Annotated in this window: 18 protein-coding genes; 9 read left to right on the top strand and 9 right to left on the bottom strand. The window is 73.4% G+C overall.

All coding sequences use genetic code 11. The annotated features are described in order from the left end of the window. Window positions 1-491: 491 nt before the first annotated feature. Window positions 492-1,208: a transglycosylase SLT domain-containing protein gene (locus P3H78_RS27110; RefSeq protein WP_276111802.1), complete on the top strand. Its 717-nt coding sequence runs from the start codon at window positions 492-494 to the stop codon at window positions 1,206-1,208. Between the two features lie 81 nt (window positions 1,209-1,289). On the opposite strand, the gene P3H78_RS27105 is transcribed toward P3H78_RS27110, so the two are convergent. Continuing rightward, complete coding sequence (locus P3H78_RS27105) at window positions 1,290-3,803, bottom strand: FHA domain-containing protein (protein ID WP_276111801.1); 2,514 nt, start codon at window positions 3,801-3,803, stop codon at window positions 1,290-1,292. Window positions 3,804-4,045: 242 nt separating this feature from the next. On the opposite strand from P3H78_RS27105, the gene P3H78_RS27100 reads away from it, so the two are divergent. Both P3H78_RS27100 and serB read left to right on the top strand, forming a co-directional pair. Beyond that, window positions 4,046-6,526, top strand: coding sequence for a streptophobe family protein (locus tag P3H78_RS27100; RefSeq protein WP_276111800.1), 2,481 nt, complete (start codon window positions 4,046-4,048; stop codon window positions 6,524-6,526). A 130-nt stretch (window positions 6,527-6,656) separates the two neighbouring features. Further along, entirely contained in the window at window positions 6,657-7,865 is a 1,209-nt protein-coding gene (serB, locus tag P3H78_RS27095; protein ID WP_276111799.1) for a phosphoserine phosphatase SerB, read from the top strand. A gap of 200 nt (window positions 7,866-8,065) precedes the next feature. On the opposite strand, the gene P3H78_RS27090 is transcribed toward serB, so the two are convergent. The 4 genes from P3H78_RS27090 to P3H78_RS27075 all read right to left on the bottom strand — a co-directional run bounded on the left by P3H78_RS27090 (window position 8,066) and on the right by P3H78_RS27075 (window position 10,599). Then, window positions 8,066-8,584 carry a SixA phosphatase family protein gene (locus tag P3H78_RS27090; RefSeq protein ID WP_276111798.1) on the bottom strand — a complete coding sequence of 173 codons (519 nt, stop codon included), beginning with the start codon at window positions 8,582-8,584 and terminating at the stop codon, window positions 8,066-8,068. Window positions 8,585-8,661: 77 nt separating this feature from the next. Beyond that, window positions 8,662-8,868, bottom strand: coding sequence for a hypothetical protein (locus P3H78_RS27085; protein WP_276111797.1), 207 nt, complete (start codon window positions 8,866-8,868; stop codon window positions 8,662-8,664). A 220-nt stretch (window positions 8,869-9,088) separates the two neighbouring features. Beyond that, the gene (locus tag P3H78_RS27080) at window positions 9,089-9,205 is read right to left on the bottom strand and encodes an SGM_5486 family transporter-associated protein (protein WP_276111796.1); all 117 of its coding nucleotides are present in this window, start codon (window positions 9,203-9,205) and stop codon (window positions 9,089-9,091) included. Between the two features lie 47 nt (window positions 9,206-9,252). Continuing rightward, the gene (locus P3H78_RS27075; RefSeq protein WP_276111795.1) at window positions 9,253-10,599 is read right to left on the bottom strand and encodes a CynX/NimT family MFS transporter; all 1,347 of its coding nucleotides are present in this window, start codon (window positions 10,597-10,599) and stop codon (window positions 9,253-9,255) included. Window positions 10,600-10,680: 81 nt separating this feature from the next. Here P3H78_RS27075 and P3H78_RS27070 point away from each other — a divergent pair, with 81 nt between their 5' ends. Then, window positions 10,681-11,373, top strand: a complete 693-nt coding sequence (locus P3H78_RS27070) for a FadR/GntR family transcriptional regulator (protein ID WP_276111794.1) — start codon at window positions 10,681-10,683, stop codon at window positions 11,371-11,373. Between the two features lie 162 nt (window positions 11,374-11,535). Here P3H78_RS27070 and fabI read toward each other — a convergent pair whose 3' ends face one another. Continuing rightward, window positions 11,536-12,303: an enoyl-ACP reductase FabI gene (gene fabI, locus P3H78_RS27065; protein WP_276111793.1), complete on the bottom strand. Its 768-nt coding sequence runs from the start codon at window positions 12,301-12,303 to the stop codon at window positions 11,536-11,538. 5 nt (window positions 12,304-12,308) lie between these two features. After that, window positions 12,309-13,013: a 3-oxoacyl-[acyl-carrier-protein] reductase gene (gene fabG / locus P3H78_RS27060; protein ID WP_276111792.1), complete on the bottom strand. Its 705-nt coding sequence runs from the start codon at window positions 13,011-13,013 to the stop codon at window positions 12,309-12,311. 270 nt (window positions 13,014-13,283) lie between these two features. On the opposite strand from fabG, the gene P3H78_RS27055 reads away from it, so the two are divergent. From P3H78_RS27055 to tyrS, 3 genes are read left to right on the top strand one after another with little or no spacing between them, the layout of a single operon-like run. After that, a complete protein-coding gene (locus tag P3H78_RS27055) occupies window positions 13,284-14,807 on the top strand; it encodes a TldD/PmbA family protein (RefSeq protein WP_276111791.1) in 1,524 nt (507 codons plus the stop codon). After that, on the top strand, window positions 14,804-16,198 hold the full coding sequence (locus P3H78_RS27050) for a metallopeptidase TldD-related protein (protein ID WP_276111790.1): 1,395 nt from the start codon (window positions 14,804-14,806) through the stop codon (window positions 16,196-16,198). Before P3H78_RS27055 ends, P3H78_RS27050 begins: the two co-directional genes overlap by 4 nt. A gap of 57 nt (window positions 16,199-16,255) precedes the next feature. Further along, window positions 16,256-17,524 carry a tyrosine--tRNA ligase gene (gene tyrS / locus P3H78_RS27045; protein WP_276111789.1) on the top strand — a complete coding sequence of 423 codons (1,269 nt, stop codon included), beginning with the start codon at window positions 16,256-16,258 and terminating at the stop codon, window positions 17,522-17,524. 109 nt (window positions 17,525-17,633) lie between these two features. Here tyrS and P3H78_RS27040 read toward each other — a convergent pair whose 3' ends face one another. After that, a complete protein-coding gene (locus tag P3H78_RS27040; protein ID WP_276111788.1) occupies window positions 17,634-17,927 on the bottom strand; it encodes a GlsB/YeaQ/YmgE family stress response membrane protein in 294 nt (97 codons plus the stop codon). 249 nt (window positions 17,928-18,176) lie between these two features. On the opposite strand from P3H78_RS27040, the gene P3H78_RS27035 reads away from it, so the two are divergent. After that, window positions 18,177-18,599, top strand: a complete 423-nt coding sequence (locus P3H78_RS27035; protein WP_276111787.1) for a DUF3099 domain-containing protein — start codon at window positions 18,177-18,179, stop codon at window positions 18,597-18,599. Window positions 18,600-18,816: 217 nt separating this feature from the next. Then, on the top strand, window positions 18,817-19,035 hold the full coding sequence (locus P3H78_RS27030; RefSeq protein ID WP_276111786.1) for a hypothetical protein: 219 nt from the start codon (window positions 18,817-18,819) through the stop codon (window positions 19,033-19,035). A 34-nt stretch (window positions 19,036-19,069) separates the two neighbouring features. Here the strand turns inward: P3H78_RS27030 and moaA are convergent, their stop codons facing one another. Then, the gene (moaA, locus tag P3H78_RS27025) at window positions 19,070-20,059 is read right to left on the bottom strand and encodes a GTP 3',8-cyclase MoaA (RefSeq protein WP_276111785.1); all 990 of its coding nucleotides are present in this window, start codon (window positions 20,057-20,059) and stop codon (window positions 19,070-19,072) included. Window positions 20,060-20,096: the final 37 nt, after the last annotated feature.

Genomic DNA, 20,096 nt, shown 5'->3' with positions numbered 1-20,096 from the left:
GGGGGGGGGTGGGGGGGGGGGGGTGGGGGGGGGGGGGGGGGGGGGACGGGGTATCGCGCGCGGGTGGGCGTGCGGGTACAGACGTCCCCGTCCGACAGGGGGCCGCCCCGGGAGGCGGGGGGCGCCGGCGGGCGGTCCGCCGACGGGCCGGAACATGCTCACACAGTGCGTTGCAGCGGCAACTCCACGTAAGACAAAAGCCGCACCGGTGTGATGACGCGCATAGGGCGCACATCACGTACGAACGGACATAGGAGACAACCAGGTACGGGATGAACGGGGCAGACGACCCTGTCTGTCCTGATTTGTCCGTTCGCGATCCACTACCTTGCTTCGTACGTCACACCTTTGCCACGCGTTTTTGCGGCCGCTAACAATGGCTCACGTCGCTCGGCGCCGCGGTTCTCCCCGCGGCGTTCGTGCGGGCCGGGCCCCACGCCCCCCGCAGTCCGGAGAGCGGCATCCGCGCTATCCGAAGAGGTCCCTTTCGCATGCTGAAGAAGTTCACTCTCCGTCGTAGTCCGAACCTGACCAAGACCCACAAGGTCGCCCTTGCCGGTGCCGCCACCCTCGGCGCCGCCGCCCTCGCCTTCTCGGCCGCTCCGAGCCAGGCCGGCACCACCACCACGTCCGAGGCGGGCGCCGCGGCCCCTGCGCAGATAGCGTCCCAGCCGGTCAAGGGTGTGAAGGCCAGCGTCACCGACCAGCTCGCCGCCGACAGCCTGAAGATCCAGGCCGCCCAGGCCAAGAAGCAGGCCGCCGCCGCGCAGCAGAAGGCCAAGGCCGCCGCCCAGCACAAGGCCGAGGTCGCGCGCAAGGCCAAGGAGGCCGCCTCCCGGTCCGCGCAGCGCCCGAAGATGGCGGCGGTCGCCCAGAGCACGTCCTACGGCAACAACCTGGACGGCTGGATCCGGCAGGCGCTGAGCATCATGCACCAGCACAACATCCCCGGCTCCTACCAGGGCCTGCACCGCAACATCATGCGTGAGTCCTCCGGCAACCCGAACGCGATCAACGACTGGGACGTCAACGCGATCAACGGTGTGCCGTCGAAGGGCCTGCTGCAGGTCATCCCGCCGACCTTCCACGCATACCACGTGAAGGGCACCTCGGCGAACATCTACGACCCGGTTGCCAACATCACCGCGGCCGCCAACTACGCGGCGGACAAGTACGGTTCGATCGACAACGTGAACAGCGCGTACTGAGGCTGCGCGGACCTCTGACACACGCAGAAGGGCGGCACCCCATCGGGGTGCCGCCCTTTCACCTTCGGCGCGTCGCCGGGGTCACTTGCGCATGACCTCCGGCTCGTGGCGGCGCAGGAAGCGCGCCACGAGGAAGCCGCAGGCGACGCCGAGCACGATCAGGGCGATCATGTCGAGCGACCAGGCTCCCGCCGTGTGGTTCCACAGCGGGTCCGTGTTGGTCGGGTCGTCGGCGTTCGGGGCGATGTTGTTGAAGTCCAGCGTGGCGCCCGCGGCGGCCACCGCCCACCGCGACGGCATCAGGTACGAGAACTGGTTGACGCCGACCGCGCCGTTCAGGGTGAACAGGCAGCCGGTGAAGACGACCTGGACGATCGCGAACATGACCAGCAGCGGCATGGTCTTCTCGGCGGTCTTCACCAGCGAGGAGATCACCAGGCCGACCATCATCGAGGTGAAGCCGAGCGCCATGATCGGCACGCACAGCTCGAACAGCGTCGAGCCGCCCAGGACGACACCCTGGTCGGGGATGTCCCGGCTGGAGAAGCCGATCAGTCCGACCATGAGGCCCTGGAGCACGGTGACGACACCGAGCACGACCACCTTGGACATCAGGTACGCCGAGCGGGACAGGCCCGTCGCGCGCTCCCGCTCGTAGATGACCCGTTCCTTGATCAGCTCACGGACGGAGTTCGCCGCGCCGGCGAAGCAGGCGCCCACCGCGAGGATCAGCAGGACCGTGGTCGCCGTGCCGTTCGGGATGTGCAGGCCGGTGCGCGGATTGACCGCGGGGTTGACCAGCAGGCCCTTCTTCGAGTCGATGAGCAGGCTCACCGCGCCGAGCACCGCCGGCAGGATCACCGTCAGCGCCAGGAAGCCCTTGTCGGAGACGATCACGGCCGTGTACCGCCGGATCAGGGTCATCAGCTGTGACCCCCAGGCCTGCGGCTTGGGCGGCTTGATGGCTTGCGGCGGAGGCATGTGTACGGACTGCGGTGCGACGGCGTCGATGTCCGCGGCGTACATCTGGTAGTGCTGCGAGCCCTTCCAGCGGCCCGCCCAGTCGTAGTCGCGGTAGTTCTCGAAGGCGGAGAAGACGTCGGCCCACGTGTCGTAGCCGAAGAAGTTCAGCGCCTCCTCCGGCGGGCCGAAGTAGGCCACGGAGCCGCCGGGCGCCATCACGAGCAGCTTGTCGCAGATCGCCAGTTCGGCCACGGAGTGGGTGACGACCAGGACCGTGCGGCCGTCGTCGGCGAGACCGCGCAGCAGCTGCATGACGTCGCGGTCCATGCCCGGGTCGAGGCCGGACGTCGGCTCGTCCAGGAAGATCAGCGACGGCTTGGTCAGCAGCTCCAGGGCCACCGAGACACGCTTGCGCTGACCGCCGGACAGGGACGTGACCTTCTTGTCCTTGTGGATGTCCAGCTTCAGCTCGCGCAGCACCTCGTCGATGCGGGCGTCGCGCTCGGCGGCCGTGGTGTCGGCCGGGAAGCGCAGCTTGGCCGCGTACTTCAGGGCCTTCTTGACCGACAGCTCCTTGTGCAGGATGTCGTCCTGCGGAACCAGGCCGATGCGCTGGCGCAGCTCGGCGAACTGCTTGTAGAGGTTGCGGTTGTCGTACAGGACCTCGCCCTGGTCGGCGGGGCGGTAGCCGGTCAGCGCCTTGAGCAGCGTCGACTTGCCGGAGCCGGACGGGCCGATGACCGCGATGAGCGACTTCTCCGGGACACCGAAGGAGACGTCCTTCAGGATCTGCTTGCCGCCGTCGACGGTGACCGTCAGATGGCGGGCGGAGAAGGACACCTCACCGGTGTCGACGAACTCCTCGAGCCGGTCGCCCACGATCCGGAACGTCGAGTGGCCGACGCCGACGATGTCGGTGGGGCCCAGCTGCACCGAGCCGCCCTTGGGGATCGGCTGGCCGTTGACGTACGTGCCGTTGTGCGACCCGAGGTCGCGGATCTCCATCCGGCCGTCGGGCGTGGCGTGGAACTCCGCGTGGTTGCGGGAGACCTGGAGGTCGGAGACCACCAGGTCGTTCTCCAGGGCACGGCCGATGCGCATGACGCGGCCGAGGGAGAACTGGTGGAACGTCGTCGGGCTGCGGTCGCCGTGGACCGGTGGCGCCCCCGCCGCGCCGCCGGAGCCCTGCTGCTGCGGGATCGACGCCGCGCCCGGTGCCTGCTGCGGCACGCCGGACTGCGGCTGCTGCGGCGCCGGCTGCTGGGCCCAGCCCGGGCCCGCCCCCTGGGCGGCGAACGGCTGCTGCTGGGACTGTGCCTGCGGCGCGGCCACGGCGGCCTCGGCGCCCGACAGGGTCACGCGCGGGCCGTCGGTCGCGTTCCCGAGATGCACGGCGGAGCCGGGACCGAGGTCCACCTGCTGGATCCGCTGCCCCTGCACGAACGTGCCGTTGGTGCTGCCGTGGTCCTCGATGACCCAACCGCGGCCGTCGAAGCTGACCGTGGCATGGCGCCAGGAGACCCTGGCGTCGTCGAACACGATGTCTCCCTGAGGATCGCGTCCGAGTGTGTATGGCCTGGACGGATCGAGCGTCCAGGTCCGTCCGTTTGATTCCAGTACGAGTTCCGGCACTCCAAGCCCCACTGATTTGTCCCCCGAGTTGCCCCCATCACAGGGAGTCTAGGGATGTCGAACATCGTGGGGAACTATTCCAGGCTCGGCCCGCTGACCGAAAGCCGGGCCTTGGGAAGAGTGCGCATCTGCGCATCGGCCCGGTCCCGTTGACGGGGGTGAAAACGGCCCGGAGAGTGGTAATCCCCCGCGAGGGGGACATGCGCGACGGCCGGGTCGCGCCGCGGATCGGGGGGTCTGCCATGAGCGTCGGGACGGGACCGGGGACGAACGGGCGCGGCGCGCGGGTGCCGTGGGCCGACGTGGCGCTGTCCGCCGTCGCAGCCGTGAGCTGGGCGTTGACGGGGATGGCGGCGACCGCCGCGCTCGGCCTGCACCTGCTGCGGGCGGACGCGGCGGGGGCGTTGGGGCCGATGACCGCGGCGGTGGTGGCCCTCGGCGCGGGCGGCTCCGTCACGCCGTCCGCCGACGTGTCCGCCTTCGGCCTGCACGGCGCACAGGCGCACACGGCCCTCGGAATCACGCCACTGGGCGTGAGCCTGGTCGGTGCGCTCCTGCTGGCGTGGTGCTTCCTGCGGTCCGTGCGCCGGGCGGGACTTGTGATCGCGCCGGCCGAACTCCTCGCCCGAGCGGGCACGGTGGTCGCCGTCTTCACGGCCGGGCTCGGCACGGTGGCCTGGGTCGGGCACGGCACCGTCACGGTCGACGCGGGCCGGTTCCTCCCGGACCGGCTGCCGGGCACCGGCGGGGTGACGGTGCCGGGGCTCGGCGACCTGGGGGACCTGGGCGACCTCGGCGGTCTGCTGCCCGGCCTCGGGCGGATCGCGGGCGCCAAGGTCTCGCTCGCCTTCCGGGCCGAGCAGGCGCCCACCCTGCTCGGCGCGCTGGGCTGGTCCGCCGGGGTCCTGCTGATCGCCCTGCTCGCCTCCCGCCGTACCCCGCTGCCGCGCGGCCTGGGGGCCCTGCACCGGGTGGTGCGCCCGGCCGTGTCCGCGCTGGCCGGCGCGGGACTGGTCGCGGTGGTGGCCGGGCTCGCGGCGGCGGCGTACGCGGCGGCCGGCGACGCCCGCCCGGGGCGCATCGCCGGGGCCGCGCTGCTCGGCGCGCCCAACGGGGTGTGGGTGGGGCTGCCGGTGGGACTCCTCGTCCCGTGGGACGGCAGGGCGGCGGGCGCTCCGGCCGGGCTGCTCCCCGCTCCCCTCGGCCGCCTGCTGACCGTGCGCACCGACCGGCCCGTCACGCTGCCGCGGCTGGCCGAACTGGACGGGCGGGTGTGGCTCCTGGGGGTCGCGGCGGCCCTGCTGATGCTGCTGGCGGGGGTGCTCACGGCGGTACGCACTCCGGTGCCGGGGCGGGTGCTCACGGCGGCACGCACTCCGCTGCCGGGGCGGACCGCGACGGTACGCGCTGCCGGGGCGGACCGGTCTGCCGTACGCGCCGCGGCGGCGGGCCGGTGGGCGACGGGCGGGTCCGGTGCGGCGGCACCGGCCGGGGCGGGCGCCCGGGACGCCGTGCCGGGTGGATCACGGGGGTCCGCTGCGCTCGGACTCGCGGGGTGGTGCGCGCTGCGGCTGGGCGTCGCGACCGCGGTGGCCCTCCCGCTGCTCGGCCGGCTGACCCGGGTCTCGGTGGGGGCATCGCTGTCGTTGCTGGGCGTCGACGCCGTCGACGCGGGGATCGAGCTGCACGGCCACCCGGGCGCGGCCCTGCTGCTCGGCGCGGTCTGGGGCGCCGGGGCGGGAGCGGCCGGGGCCCTGCTGGCGCATGCGGCGGGGGCGGCGGGACGGCGCGCGACACCGTGGGCACGGGGTGCGGGGTCCCCGCGGGCGGAGGGCATGGCGGGCGGGGCGGGCGCTGCTGCCCCGGCGGGAGCGTCGGGGGCCCGGGGCGAGGTGGCGGGGGGTCCGGCAGACGAGTGGGCCGGCACGGCGGGCGGTTCGGCCGGTGCGGCAGGCGCGAGGGGTGCGGCGGAAGGTCCGGCAGGCGCGGCGGCCGGAGCGGGGGAGGTGCAGGGCGGGGCGGCGGGCGCGGCAGGCGGGTGGCCCGGAGCAGTGGGCACGAGGAGCGGGGCGGGGGACGCGGCGGGCGGGGCGGCAGGCACGGCGGCCTGGTCCGCGGCTGCGGCTGCGGCTGCGGGGCCGCGGCCGGATGCGGGAACGGAGGCGCCGGGGGCGGGGGCGCGTCCGTCCCCGGGGGCGGAGGGCGACGGGGGTGCCGGACGGGGATCGGTCGGGGCAGCAGGCCCAGGCACCCCGTACCCCTCGTACGGGGGTGACGGGACGGGCCCGGCCGGCCCGTACACGCCGGGCAGGCCCCACCGTCCCCCGAACCCGGCCACCAACCCGTACCTCCGCCTGCCCGCGGGGCTCCGGGAACCGGAACCGGAACCGGAGGACGCGCGGCCACCGGTCGCCGACCGCACGCGCGCCGACGGCATTCCGGACCGCTCCGGGAAGGAGCACTCCCCGGGGGACGGCCCCGAGGCCGACGACACCGGGGCGGGCAGGTCCGGAGCAGGCGGCTGCGGGCACGGCGACCGCGGGCAGGACGGCCCCGGGCCGGGCCGGTCGGGGAAGGGCGGGGGTTCCGGGGACGACGTGTCCGGCGCGCCCACCGTGATGGCGCCGCTCCCGCCCCCGCCGCCGCGCCGGCCCCGCCCCCGCGAGTGGCCGCCGCCCCCGCCGCCGCCTCCCCCGCCGCGCGCGCCCAAGAACCGTCCCTGACACGGGACGTGGCCCGGGAAGGGACCGGGCCCGGAGGCCGGCGGCCATCTCCGCGACACCCGATGTTCCCTGTCCGCCTGGCGGACCGGAGGGGCGGAGGGCACTGCGTGCCGGATACGGTGGACGCACCATGAGCGCTGCGCAGAAATCCGACGACCTCACCCTTCTCGTCAAGATCTTCGGGAAGGACAGGCCGGGCATCACGGCCGGACTCTTCGACACCCTCGCGGCCTACTCCGTCGACGTGGTCGACATCGAGCAGGTCGTCACCCGTGGCCGCATGGTGCTGTGCGCCCTGGTGTCCGCGCCGCCGGCCGGGCTGGAGGGCGACCTGCGGGCCACCGTGCACAGCTGGGCCGAGTCGATGAAGATGCAGGCGGAGATCATCTCCGGGCGGGGCGACAACCGGCCTCGGGGACTGGGGCGCTCTCTGGTCACCGTCCTCGGCCACCCCCTCTCCGCGGAGGCGACCGCGCAGATCACCGCCCGCATCACCCGGGCCGGCGGCAACATCGACCGTATCTTCCGGCTGGCCAAGTACCCCGTGACGGCGGTCGAGTTCGCGGTGTCCGGAGTGGAGACGGAGCCGTTGCGCACCGCACTGGTCACCGACGCGGCGGCGCTCGGCGTGGACGTCGCCGTCGTCGCGGCGGGCCTGCACCGGCGGGCGCAGCGCCTGGTCGTGATGGACGTGGACTCCACACTCATCCAGGACGAGGTGATCGAGCTCTTCGCCGCGCACGCAGGCTGCGAGGACAAGGTCGCCGAGGTCACGGCGGCCGCGATGCGCGGCGAGCTGGACTTCGAGCAGTCCCTGCACGCGCGCGTGGCCCTGCTGGAGGGGCTCGACGCCTCCGTGGTGGACAAGGTGCGCAGCGAGGTCCGGCTGACGCCGGGCGCCCGCACCCTCATCCGCACCCTGAAGCGGCTCGGCTACCAAGTCGGCGTGGTGTCGGGCGGGTTCACCCAGGTCACGGACGATCTGAAGGACCGGTTGGGGCTGGACTTCGCCCAGGCCAACACGCTGGAGATCGTCGACGGCAGGCTGACGGGCCGGGTCACCGGGGAGATCGTGGACCGGGCGGGCAAGGCGCGGCTGCTGCGCCGGTTCGCCGCCGAGGCGGGGGTGCCGCTGGCGCAGACGGTGGCCGTCGGCGACGGCGCCAACGACCTGGACATGCTGAACGCCGCGGGTCTCGGGGTCGCCTTCAACGCGAAGCCGGTGGTGCGGGAGGCGGCACACGCCGCGGTGAACGTACCGTTCCTCGACACGGTGCTGTATCTGCTCGGCGTGACCCGCGAAGAGGTCGAGTCGGCGGACGCGCACGTGGAGGACTGAGCGCCTCCGCCCCCGCGGGACGGCGCAGGGCCCGGCACCGGTGCGGTGCCGGGCCCTGCCCGTGAGCGAGGCGGCGCGGGAGCCGGGACCCCTGCGGGGCCGGGGCCGGGCACGCTCCCGGGGCCGCCGGGGCGGAGGCCCGGGGCCCCGGGGGGCGCGCCGGGCGGGGTGGCCCTGGGCCCAGTCCCCGTGCGCCGGAGCTATTCGGACGGCGCCCAGTAGTCGACCAGCGCGGCCGCGCCCGGTTCCAGGCTCTTCCAGGAGCCGTCGCAGGAGAGCACGGCGAAGGCGGCGGCCGGGAAGCCGCGGCGGCCCATCCGCTCCCGGGCGTCGCCCTCGGCGGACCCGGACAGGACCTCGGCGAGCCCGTGGATGCCCGGGTTGTGCCCGATCACGACGACGCTCTGCACGTCGTCGGGGATCTCGTTGAGCACGGCGATCAGCTCGCCGGGCGAGGCCTCGTAGATCCGCTCCTCGTAGACCGTTTTCGGCCGGTGCGGGAGTTCGTGGACCGCGAGTTTCCAGGTCTCGCGGGTCCGGTGCGCGGTGGAGCACAGGGCCAGATCCAGGGGGATGCCGCTGTCGGCCAGCCTGCGTCCGGCGACCGCGGCGTCCATGCGGCCCCGCTCAGCGAGCGGTCGCTCGTGGTCGGTCACCTGGGGCCAGTCGGCTTTCGCATGCCGGAAGAGAACAATCCTGCGGGGTTCTGCGACGCTCATGAAACCCAGCTTCGCACGAAACAGGCCACGGGGCGCAGGGAGTTGACATGCGACTTTCCGGGGCGGGCCGGCACCGCTCAGTGCGCGGCGACCAGCAGTCCGGCACGGTGGAGGAGCTGGGCGATCGCCGGGTCGACGGCGGTGTGGGCGTGCGCGGGATGCAGCACGAGGACGAGCAGGACGGCGAAGGCCGGCAGGGGCAGCGCCAGCGCCCACCACGGCGGCCGGGTCCCGGCGGCGCCCGTGGCCGGGGCGGTCGGCCGGGTGTGCGTGTGGGCGCGCATGGCTGCCTCCGCTGGTCCCTCGGGGTGGTGCGTGGTCCGCGTCGTGCGGCCACTCCTCGACGGTACGGAGGGCCGGGGCGGCCTCCCATCCGGTGACCCACCCACGCGACCCTGACTCCGGCCCCCTAGGGGACGGTGGGGACAGCCCCACCACGCCGGCCCGGCCGCGGACGGTCGCGCCCGCAGCCTTGACAACCCGGGGCCCGGCGGCCCGGGGGCCTCAGGGGGAGGCGAGCGTCGCGACGATGGCGATGAGCACGAAGACGGCGAAGAACGAGCCGAAGACGAGCAGCATCTTCTTCTGGCTGTTCTGGGGGTTCGGATCCAGCACTGGCATGGGGCCAGTCTCGCACCCCGCGCCCGCCGCGGGGCCGTCGGGGGCGCTCAGCGCGCCGCCTCCTCCTCCACGGTGCGGTTGCGCCCGGCCAGGAAGCCCACCACCATCTGCGGGATCATCAGGCCGCTCATCAGCGCGATCGGCAGCCCCCAGCCGCCGCTGCCCTGGTAGAGCACGCCGACCAGCAGCGGCCCCGGGATGGAGATCAGGTAGCCGGTGCTCTGGGCGAACGCCGACAGCTGGGCCACGCCCGCACCGGTCCTGGCCCGCATGCCGACCATGGTGAGCGCCAGCGGGAAGGCGCAGTTCGAGATGCCGAGCAGGACGGCCCAGGCCCAGGCGCCCGCGGCGGGCGCGACGTACAGGCCGGCGTATCCGGCGAGGCCGCAGACGCCGAGGACCAGGACGATCGGGCCCTGGTGGGGCAGCCGGGTCGCCACCCGCGGGATGACGAAGGCCAGCGGCACGCCCATGACCATCGTGACGGCGAGGAGCACGCCCGCGGTGCCGGCGGCGACACCCGCGTCGCGGAAGATCTGGGCCATCCAGCCCATGGTGACGTAGGCGGCGGTGGCCTGGAGCCCGAAGAAGACGGCCAGGGCCCAGGCGGTGCGGCTGCGCGTGATGCGCAGCGCGGGGGCGGGCTCCCCGCCGGCGGCCGGGGCCTGGGCGGCGGCCGGGGCCGGGGCGGCGGCCGGGGCAGGGGCGGCGGCCGGGCCGGTCCCCCGGGCGCGGACCAGGGGCAGCCACGGCAGGACGGCGACGGCGGCGAGCGCGGCCCACACGGCGAGCCCCGGCCTCCAGCCGCCGCCCAGGGCGTCGGTGAGGGGCACGGTGGCCGCCGCGGCGGAGGAGGTGCCCAGCGCGAGCGCCATCGAGTACAGACCGGTCATGGAGCCGACGCGGTCCGGGAACCAGCGCTTGACGATGACCGGCATGAGGACGTTGCTCACGGCGATGCCCATGAGGGCCAGTGCGCTGGCGGCCAGGAAGGCGGCGGGGCCGCCCGCGTACGGGCGTATGAGGAGGCCGGCGGTGATGGCGGCCATGCCCGCGCAGACCACGGCGGCGGGCCCGAAGCGGCGGGCCAGCCGGGGCGCCATGACGCCGAAGACGGCGAAGCAGAGCGGGGGGACCGAGGTGAGCACGCCGGCGACGCCGCCGCTCATGCCGAGTCCGTCGCGGACCTCCTCCAGCAGCGCGCCGAGGCTGGTGATGGCGGGGCGCAGGTTCAGGGCGGAGAGGACGACGCCGACGACGACCAGGCGCGTCGCCCAGGGGCGGGCGGTCCCCTCGCGGGACGCGGAGGGGCCGCCCGCGTCCGGGGCGCGCGAGGCCGTCGGTGCCGTCTCCGGTGTCGCCGGTGCCGTCGTGCAGGTTTCCTCGGATGCCATGGGTCCATCATAGAATCATGGGATGATTGGTTGTCCATGGGCCCGCAGCACGCTCCGGGACCTGTCGTGCGAAGGTGTGCCATGCCCCTGAGCCATCCCCGCCGGTCGGCGCTGTCCGAGCAGGTCATCGCCGCACTGCGGCAGCAGATCACGTCCGGTGAGTGGCCGGTCGGCTCCCGCATCCCCACCGAGCCGGAGCTCGTGGAGCAGCTCGGGGTGGCCCGCAACACCGTCCGGGAGGCCGTCCGCGCGCTCGCGCACAACGGCCTGCTGGACATCCGCCAGGGCTCCGGCACCTACGTCGTGGCGACCAGTGAGCTGGCGGGCGTGATGCACCGCCGCTTCGCCGGCGCCGATCCGCGGCACATCGCGGAGCTGCGGTCCACCCTGGAGTCGGCGGCGGCGAAGCTGGCCGCCGAGCGGCGCACGGAGAAGGACCTCAAGCAGCTCGACGCGCTGCTGGTGCGGCGCGAGGAGGCGTGGGGGTCGGGGGACGCGGAGGCGTTCGTCACGGCGGACGCGACGTTCCACCTGGCGGTGGTGGCGGCCTCCCACAACGACGTGATGACGGCGATGTACGCGGACCTCGGCGAGGTGCTGCGCGCATGGCTGCGCGCGGACGTGGGCGAGGAGCTGACCCCGGAGTCGTACATGGACCACACGCGCCTGGTCGACGCGATCCGCACGGGGGACGCGGAGGCGGCGGCGGAGCAGGCCGCCGGCTATCCCTTCCTGTGCCGCCCGGGCCGGCTCGCCCCGCCCGCGGACGGCTGACCCGCGCCGGGCGGATCCGGCACCCGGCGACCGGCGGGGCACCGTACGGCCGGCAGGCACCGTGCGGCCGTACGAACCGCCCGCCCGGCCGTGCGTCCCGGGACGCGGCACGGCCCGCACCCCGCGCAGGGGTACGGGCCGTGCGGACCGCGTCCGGGGGCGTCAGGCGCCGATGGCGTGCAGACCGCCGTCGACGTGGACGATCTCGCCCGTGGTCTTCGGGAACCAGTCGCTGAGCAGGGCGACGATGCCGCGCCCGGCCGGCTCCGGGTCCTTGAGGTCCCACTCGAGCGGGGCGCGGTCGTCCCAGACCGAGGCCAGCTCGGAGAAGCCGGGGATGGACTTGGCGGCCATGGAGCCGAGGGGGCCGGCGGAGACCAGGTTGCAGCGGATGTTCTGCTTGCCGAGGTCGCGGGCCATGTAGCGGCTGGTGGCCTCCAGGGCGGCCTTGGCCGGGCCCATCCAGTCGTACTGCGGCCACGCGAACTGCGCGTCGAAGGTGAGGCCGACGACCGAGCCGCCGTTCTGCATCAGCGGCAGGCAGGCCATGGTCAGCGACTTCAGGGAGTACGCCGAGACGTGCATGGCGGTGGCGACGGACTCGAACGGCGTGTTCAGGAAGTTGCCGCCGAGGGCGTCCTGCGGGGCGAAGCCGATGGAGTGGACGACGCCGTCCAGGCCGCCGAGCTCCTCGCCGACGATGTCGGCGAGGCGGCCGAGGTGCTCGTCGTTGGTGACGTCGAGCTCGATGACCTTGGCCGGCTTCGGCAGCTTCTTGGCGATCCGCTCGGTCAGGGTCGGCCGCGGGAAGGCCGTCAGGATGATCTCGGCACCCTGCTCCTGGGCCAGCTTGGCCGCGTGGAAGGCGATGGAGGACTCCGTCAGCACACCCGTGATCAGGATGCGCTTGCCCTCGAGAATTCCGCTCATGGTGATCAGTGACCCATTCCCAGTCCGCCGTCAACGGGAATGACGGCTCCAGTGATGTACGAGGCGTCGTCCGAGGCGAGGAACCGCACCGCCGCGGCGATCTCCTCCGGCTGCGCGTACCGGCCGAGCGGGACCTGCGACATGATCGCCTCGCGCTGCTCGTCGTTGAGCGCCCGCGTCATGTCGGTGTCCACGAAGCCGGGGGCGACGACGTTGAAGGTGATGTTGCGCGAGCCCAGCTCACGGGCGAGGGAGCGCGCGAAGCCGACCAGGGCGGCCTTGGAGGCGGCGTAGTTCGCCTGGCCGGCCGAGCCGAGCAGCCCGACCACCGAGGAGATCAGGACGACCCGGCCCCGCTTGGCGCGCAGCATGCCGCGGTTGGCGCGCTTGACCACACGGAAGGTGCCCGTGAGGTTGGTGTCGATGACCGAGGTGAAGTCCTCGTCGGTCATCCGCATCAGCAGCTGGTCCTTGGTGACGCCGGCGTTGGCGATCAGGATCTCGACCGGGCCGTGCTCGGCCTCGATCTCCTTGTAGGCCTGCTCCACCTGCTCGGGGTCGGTGATGTCGCACCGGACGGCGAGGAAGCCGGCCGGCGGCTCGCCCGAGCGGTACGTGATGGCGACCTTGTCGCCGGCGTCGGCGAATGCGCGGGCGATGGCGAGGCCGATGCCCCGGTTGCCTCCGGTGACGAGAACCGAGCGGCTCAACGGATCACCCTTTCGATAGCGGTCTGAAGCATTCGGGAGCCCGCCCGAACACGTGAGTGACAGGCGGCTTCACCGAAAATCTATCGGTCTGATCGCGTCCGCGGGCAATCGGGCCGTGACAGTGGCGCGCCCCCGCTCCTGTCGGATCCCTACAGTGCGGGGGGTCCGTCGCGGGACGGTCTCTCCTTCCGGGGAGTCGCCGGGCGCGGGACATGATTCACTGCCTGCGACGGTCACCGCAGGAGAGCTTTCCGGAAGGGAAACCCGCCCGTGCCCCATGAAGTCGATCAGTCGTTCCTGGCACTTCCCCTACGCGCTCTCGCCGACGCCGCCCTCGCACGCGCGCGTGCGCTCGGGGTCGAGCACGCCGACTTCCGGTTCGAGCGGGTGCGCAGCGCGTCCTGGCGCTTCCGGGACGCCCGGCCCGCGGGGTCGTCGGACACCACCGACCTCGGATACGCGGTCCGGGTCGTGCACGGCGGGACCTGGGGCTTCGCCTCCGGAGTGGACCTGACGCCCGACGCGGCCGCCAAGGTCGCCTCCCAGGCGGTGGCGATGGCGAAGCTGTCCGCGCAGGTGCTGCGGGCGGCGGGTTCGGCGGAGCACGTCGAGCTGGCCGCGGAGCCGGTGCACGCCGACCGCACCTGGGTGTCCGCGTACGGGACGGACCCGTTCGCGGTGCCGGACGCGGAGAAGTCGGCGCTGCTGGCCGACTGGAGCGCGCGGCTGCTGGCGGGCCGCGGCGTCAGTCACGTCGACGCATCGCTGCTGACCGTGCACGAGAACAAGTTCTATGCGGACACGGCGGGGACGGTGACCACGCAGCAGCGGGTGCGGCTGCATCCGCAGCTGACCGCGGTGTCGGTGGACGACTCCAGCGGCGAGTTCGACTCGATGCGCACGCTGGCCCCGCCGGCCGGACGCGGCTGGGAGTACCTGACGGGCACCGGCTGGGACTGGGAGAGCGAGCTGGACGGCATCCCGGAGCTGCTCGCCGTGAAGATGCGCGCCCCGACCGTGGAGCCGGGCCCGTACGACCTGGTGGTCGACCCGTCGAACCTGTGGCTGACGATCCACGAGTCGATCGGGCACGCCACCGAGCTGGACCGGGCCCTGGGCTACGAGGCCGCGTACGCCGGCACCTCGTTCGCCACACTCGACCGGCTGGGCCGGCTGAAGTACGGCTCCGAGCTGATGAACGTCACCGGGGACCGCACCGCCGAGCACGGCCTGGCCACGGTCGGCTACGACGACGAGGGCGTCGAGTCGCAGTCCTGGGACCTGGTGAAGGACGGCACCCTGGTCGGCTACCAGCTGGACCGGCGCATCGCCCGGCTGACCGGCTTCGAGCGGTCCAACGGGTGCGCCTTCGCCGACTCCCCCGGGCACGTGCCGGTGCAGCGCATGGCCAACGTGTCGCTTCGGCCGGATCCGGCGGGGCTGTCCACCGAGGACCTGATCGGCGGCGTCGACCGCGGCATCTACGTGGTCGGGGACCGTTCCTGGTCCATCGACATGCAGCGCTACAACTTCCAGTTCACCGGGCAGCGGTTCTTCCGGATCGAGAACGGGCGGCTCACCGGGCAGCTGCGGGACGTGGCCTACCAGGCGACGACCACCGACTTCTGGGGCTCGATGGCCGCGGTGGGCGGCCCGCAGACGTACGTCCTGGGCGGCGCCTTCAACTGCGGCAAGGCCCAGCCCGGACAGATCGCGGCCGTCTCGCACGGCTGCCCCTCGGCCCTCTTCAGGGGCGTCAACATTCTGAACACCACGCAGGAGGCCGGTCGATGAGCGCGCGCAACCACAAGCCGCACGAGATCGTCGAGCGGGCGCTGGAACTGTCCCGGGCCGACGGCTGCGTGGTGATCGCCGACGAGCACTCCTCGGCCAATCTCCGCTGGGCGGGCAACGCCCTGACCACGAACGGCGTGACGCGCGGGCGCACGCTGACCGTCGTCGCCACGGTGGACGGCCGGGAGGGCACCGCCTCGGGGGTGGTGTCGCGGTCCGCGGTCACCGCGGACGAGCTGGAGCCGCTGGTGCGGGCCGCGGAGGCCGCCGCGCGCGACGCCGGACCCGCCGAGGACGCACAGCCGCTGGTCGCGGACGTGCCGGCGTCCCCCGACTTCACGGACGCGCCCGCGGAGACGTCGTCGGCGGTGTTCGGCGACTTCGCGCCGGCCCTCGGCGAGGCGTTCGCCCGTGCCCGCGACGGCGGCCGGGAGCTGTACGGCTTCGCCAACCACGAGCTGGTGTCGACCTACCTGGGCACGTCCACAGGGCTGCGGCTGCGGCACGACCAGCCGAGCGGGACGCTGGAGGTCAACGCCAAGTCGCCGGACCGGACGCGCTCGGCCTGGGCCGGCCGGTCCACGCGCGACTTCAAGGACGTCGACCCGGCGGCGATGGACGCGGAGCTGGCGGTGCGGCTCGGCTGGGCCGAGCGGCGCAGGTCGCTGCCCGCCGGGCGGTACGAGACGCTGCTGCCGCCGACCGCGGTCGCGGACCTGCTGATCTACCAGTACTGGTCGTCGTCGGGCCGGGACGCGGCCGAGGGGCGCACGGTGTTCTCCAGCCCGGGCGGCGGCACCCGCCTCGGCGAGCGGCTGGCCCGGCTGCCGCTGACGCTGCGCAGCGACCCGCACGAGCCGGGGCTGGAGTGCGCGCCGTTCGTGGTGGCGCACTCCTCCGGCGGCGACCAGTCCGTGTTCGACAACGGGCTGCCGGTGCGGGCCACCGAGTGGATCGGCGGGGGCGAGCTGAAGCACCTGACGGCCACCCGGCACGCCGCGGGCCTGACCGGACTGCCGGTCGCGCCGGCGGTCGGCAACCTGATCCTGGACGGGGGCGGCGAGCGCTCCCTGGAGGAGATGGTCGCGGGCACCGAGCGCGGGCTGCTGCTGACCTGCCTGTGGTACATCCGCGAGGTGGACCCGGCGACCCTGCTGCTGACGGGGCTGACCCGGGACGGGGTGTACCTGGTGGAGAACGGCGAGGTGACCGGCGAGGTGACCAACTTCCGGTTCAACGAGTCGCCGGTGGGCCTGCTGGACCGGGCCACGGAGGCCGGGCGCACCGAGAAGACGCTGCCGCGGGAGTGGAGCGACTACTTCACCCGGGCCGCGATGCCCGCGCTGCGCGTCCCGGATTTCAATATGAGCTCGGTCAGCCAGGGCGTATAACCTCGTAGGCGGCTGTCACCCGACCGCCCGAGGGACCATCGAGGAGACACGAGAACCGTGACGGACATCGTCGACGAGCTGAAGTGGCGTGGGCTGTTCGCCCTGTCCACCGACGAGGACGCCTTGCGCAAGGCGCTCGCGGACGGTCCCGTCACGTTCTATTGCGGCTTCGACCCGACGGCGCCGTCGCTGCACGTCGGGCACCTGGTGCAGGTGCTCACCGTGCGCCGGCTCCAGCAGGCCGGGCACCGGCCGCTGGCGCTGGTCGGCGGGGCCACGGGCCTGATCGGCGACCCCCGCCCCACCGCGGAGCGCACGCTGAACGACCCGGAGACCGTGGCAGGCTGGGTGGACCGGCTGCGCGGCCAGATCGAGCCCTTCCTCTCCTTCGAGGGCGCGAACGCGGCCGTCATGGTCAACAACCTGGACTGGACGCAGGGCCTGACCGCGATCGAGTTCCTGCGCGACATCGGCAAGCACTTCCGGGTCAACAAGATGCTGACGAAGGACTCCGTGGCCCGGCGCCTGGAGTCCGACCAGGGCATCAGCTACACCGAGTTCAGCTACCAGATCCTGCAGGGCATGGACTTCCTGCAGCTCTACCGGCGCCACGGCTGCACGCTGCAGCAGGGCGGCAGCGACCAGTGGGGCAACCTCACGGCGGGCCTGGACCTGATCCACCGGCTGGAGCCGGAGGCGAGCGTGCACGCGCTGGCCACGCCGCTGATGACCAAGGCGGACGGCACCAAGTTCGGCAAGACCGAGGGCGGGGCCGTCTGGCTGGACCCGGAGATGACGACGCCGTACGCGTTCTACCAGTTCTGGCTGAACGTGGACGACCGGGACATCTCGACGTACCTGCGCATCCTGTCCTTCCGGTCCCGCGAGGAGCTGGAGGAGCTGGAGCGGCAGACCGAGGAGCGGCCCCAGGCCCGGGCCGCGCAGCGGGCGCTGGCGCAGGAGCTGACGACGCTGGTGCACGGCGCCGACCAGACGGCCGCCGTGATCGCCGCGTCCCGGGCCCTCTTCGGCCAGGGCGAGCTGGCGGAGCTGGACGAGGCGACGCTGACCGCGGCGCTGTCGGAGGTCCCGCACGTGCGGGTCACCGAGCTCGGTCCGGTGGTCGACCTGCTCGCCGAGGTCGGCCTGGTGGGCAGCAAGTCGGCCGCGCGCCGCACGGTCAAGGAGGGCGGTGCGTACGTGAACAACGTGAAGGTCGCCGCCGAGGACGCGGTGCCCGCCACCGCGGACCTGCTGCACGGCCGCTGGCTGGTGCTGCGCCGGGGCAAGAAGAACCTGGCGGCGGTCGAGGTCGCCGGCGCCTGACCGGGCGGCCCGCGGCGGACGGATCACGACGGCGGGGGGAGCGGCACGCGTGCCGCTCCCCCCGCCGTCGCCGTTCCGGGTCCGGTCCGGGTCCGGGTTCGGGTGGTGTCTAGACGACGGTCGTCTCCCGCTGCTTCTTCTTGTTGCCCCACAGCGCCATGTACGCCATGTCGCCGAGTGCGACGACCACGATCGCCGCGATGAGCTGGAAGAGGTGCCGGGTCCAGTCGATGCCGGGGGTGGCGGCGACGCCGAACGCGCGGGCGAGGGAGTTGCCGATGATGGCGCCGATCATGCCGAAGATGGTCGTCAGCCACAGGGGGCTGTGCTGCTTGCCCGGGATGATCGCCTTGGCGATCAGACCGAGCACGAACCCCACGATGATCGCCCACAACCAGCCCATGGCTGCCTCCTCGTCCGGCTCGACGTGAGCATTACGCCCAGTGTCGGCGGGTCCGCCGGAGGCCGCACCTCGGGTTCCGCCGTCCGCGCGGGGTGCGGCCGTCCATGCAGGCCGGGGGCGGCCCCGGTCTCGATGGCACGGCCGTCCCGGCGTAACGTGGTGGCTGTGCGGGCCGGGTTCCGCGCCCGGTCGCGGACCGGATGCGGACGGACCCGGGAGTGTCCGGAGCGGGCGGATGGTGGAAGTGCGATGCGGAAACAGCATGGCGGCGGCAGCGCCCAGGTGTTCCGGATCACCGGGGCCCGGACGGGTCTGCAGGAGGACGTGCGTGCCCGGCAGCGCCGTTACATCATCTCGATGTCGATCCGCACGGTGTCGGTGATTCTCGCGGTGGCGCTGTGGAACGTGGAGCGGTACGTCGCGATCGTGGCGCTGGTCCTCGGTGCGGCACTCCCCTACATCGCGGTGGTGATCGCCAACGCGGGGCGGGAGCGGGCGCCCTCACTGCCGTCGACCTTCGTGACGACTCCGATGCGGACGATGATCTCGCCGCCCCCGGCGGACGACGGCACGGCGGAGGCCGCTCCGGGCGGCCGGAGCACCGGCCCCGCGGCGGACTCGGGGAACGGCCCGGCGGCCGGCTCGGGCGACGGCGCCGCGAACCCTTCGTGAGCGCGACGGGCAGGTGGCAACCGGAATAACGGCGGCCGCCAAGCTCAAGAAAACCTCAGATCAATCATGCTGTTCCGGTGCCGGTGGGCGGGTGACCCGTGACATACTTCGTACGCGCTCCGCATCCCCCGTCGGAGCGACAGACCGACGCCGGGCAGCTCCCCCCGTGGCTGCTCGGCGTCGCCTTGTCTGTTCGCCGCGGCTGTGAGACGACCCCGTGACCGACGAAACTCCCCCCTGCTCCGCCAAGGGCTGCCGTGCCGACGCCGTGTGGGTGCTCGCGTGGAACAACCCGAAGCTGCACACTCCGGACCGGCGCAAGACGTGGCTGGCCTGCGAGGAGCACCGGGAGCACTTGGCGCAGTTCCTCGGGGTCCGGGGATTCCTCAAGGACGTCGTCCTGCTCACCGACTGGCAGGCCTCCGAGCGGCCCTGACGCGCTGCGGGCGGGGCCGTGGGGGCGTCGCGGCTCAGCCGCCGATCGCGGACATCGGCCGGTCCGGCTGGAGGAACGACGGGTCGTCGAGGCCCGAGCCGGCCTTCTTGCCCCACATCGCCTGCCGCCAGACGCGGGCGATCTCCTCGTCGGGCGCGCCCGAGCGCAGGGCCGCGCGCAGGTCGGTCTCCTCGGTGGCGAACAGGCAGGTGCGTATCTGCCCGTCGGCCGTCAGGCGGGTGCGGTCGCAGGCCGCGCAGAAGGGGCGGGTGACGGAGGCGATGACCCCGACCCGGTGCGGCCCGCCGCCGACGATCCAGCGCTCGGCCGGCGCCGAACCGCGCTCCTCGGAGGGCTCGGGGGCCAGGGCGAAGCGGGTGCGCAGCGAGGCGAGGATGTCGACCGCGGTCACCATGCCCTCACGCTTCCAGCCGTGCTGGGCGTCCAGCGGCATCTGCTCGATGAAGCGGAGCTCGTAGTCGTGCTCGATCGCCCAGGCGAGCAGGTCCGGGGCCTCGTCGGCGTTGAGGCCGGGCATCAGGACCGCGTTGACCTTGACCGGGGTGAGGCCGGCGTCGCGGGCGGCGAGCAGGCCGTCGAGGACGTCCCGGTGCCGGTCACGGCGGGTGAGGGTCTTGAAGACGTCCGGGCGCAGGGTGTCCAGGGAGACGTTGACCCGATCCAGGCCGGCGGCCTTCAGGGCGGCGGCGGTGCGCCGCAGCCCGATGCCGTTGGTCGTCAGGGAGGTGCGGGGGCGCGGGTCGAGGGCGGCGACCCGCTCCACGATGCCGGCCAGACCCGGCCGCAGCAGGGGCTCGCCGCCCGTGAAGCGGACCTCCCGGATGCCGAGCGAGGTGACGGCGACGTCGACGAGGCGGACGATCTCGTCGTCCGTGAGCAGGTCGGGCTTGGCGAGCCACTGCAGGCCCTCCTCGGGCATGCAGTACGTGCAGCGGAGGTTGCACCGGTCGGTCAGTGAGACCCTCAGGTCGGTGGCCACCCGGCCGTAGGTGTCGATGAGCACGTCGGCCCCCTCCCTAGCGGATCACTCTTCTGCCGTC

The sequence above is a fragment of the Streptomyces tropicalis genome, from assembly GCF_029269835.1.
Classification (GTDB): Bacteria; Actinomycetota; Actinomycetes; order Streptomycetales; family Streptomycetaceae; genus Streptomyces; species Streptomyces tropicalis.
The sequence above is the reverse complement of the archived record's forward strand: the minus strand, read 5'-3'. Positions and strand labels throughout refer to the sequence as shown.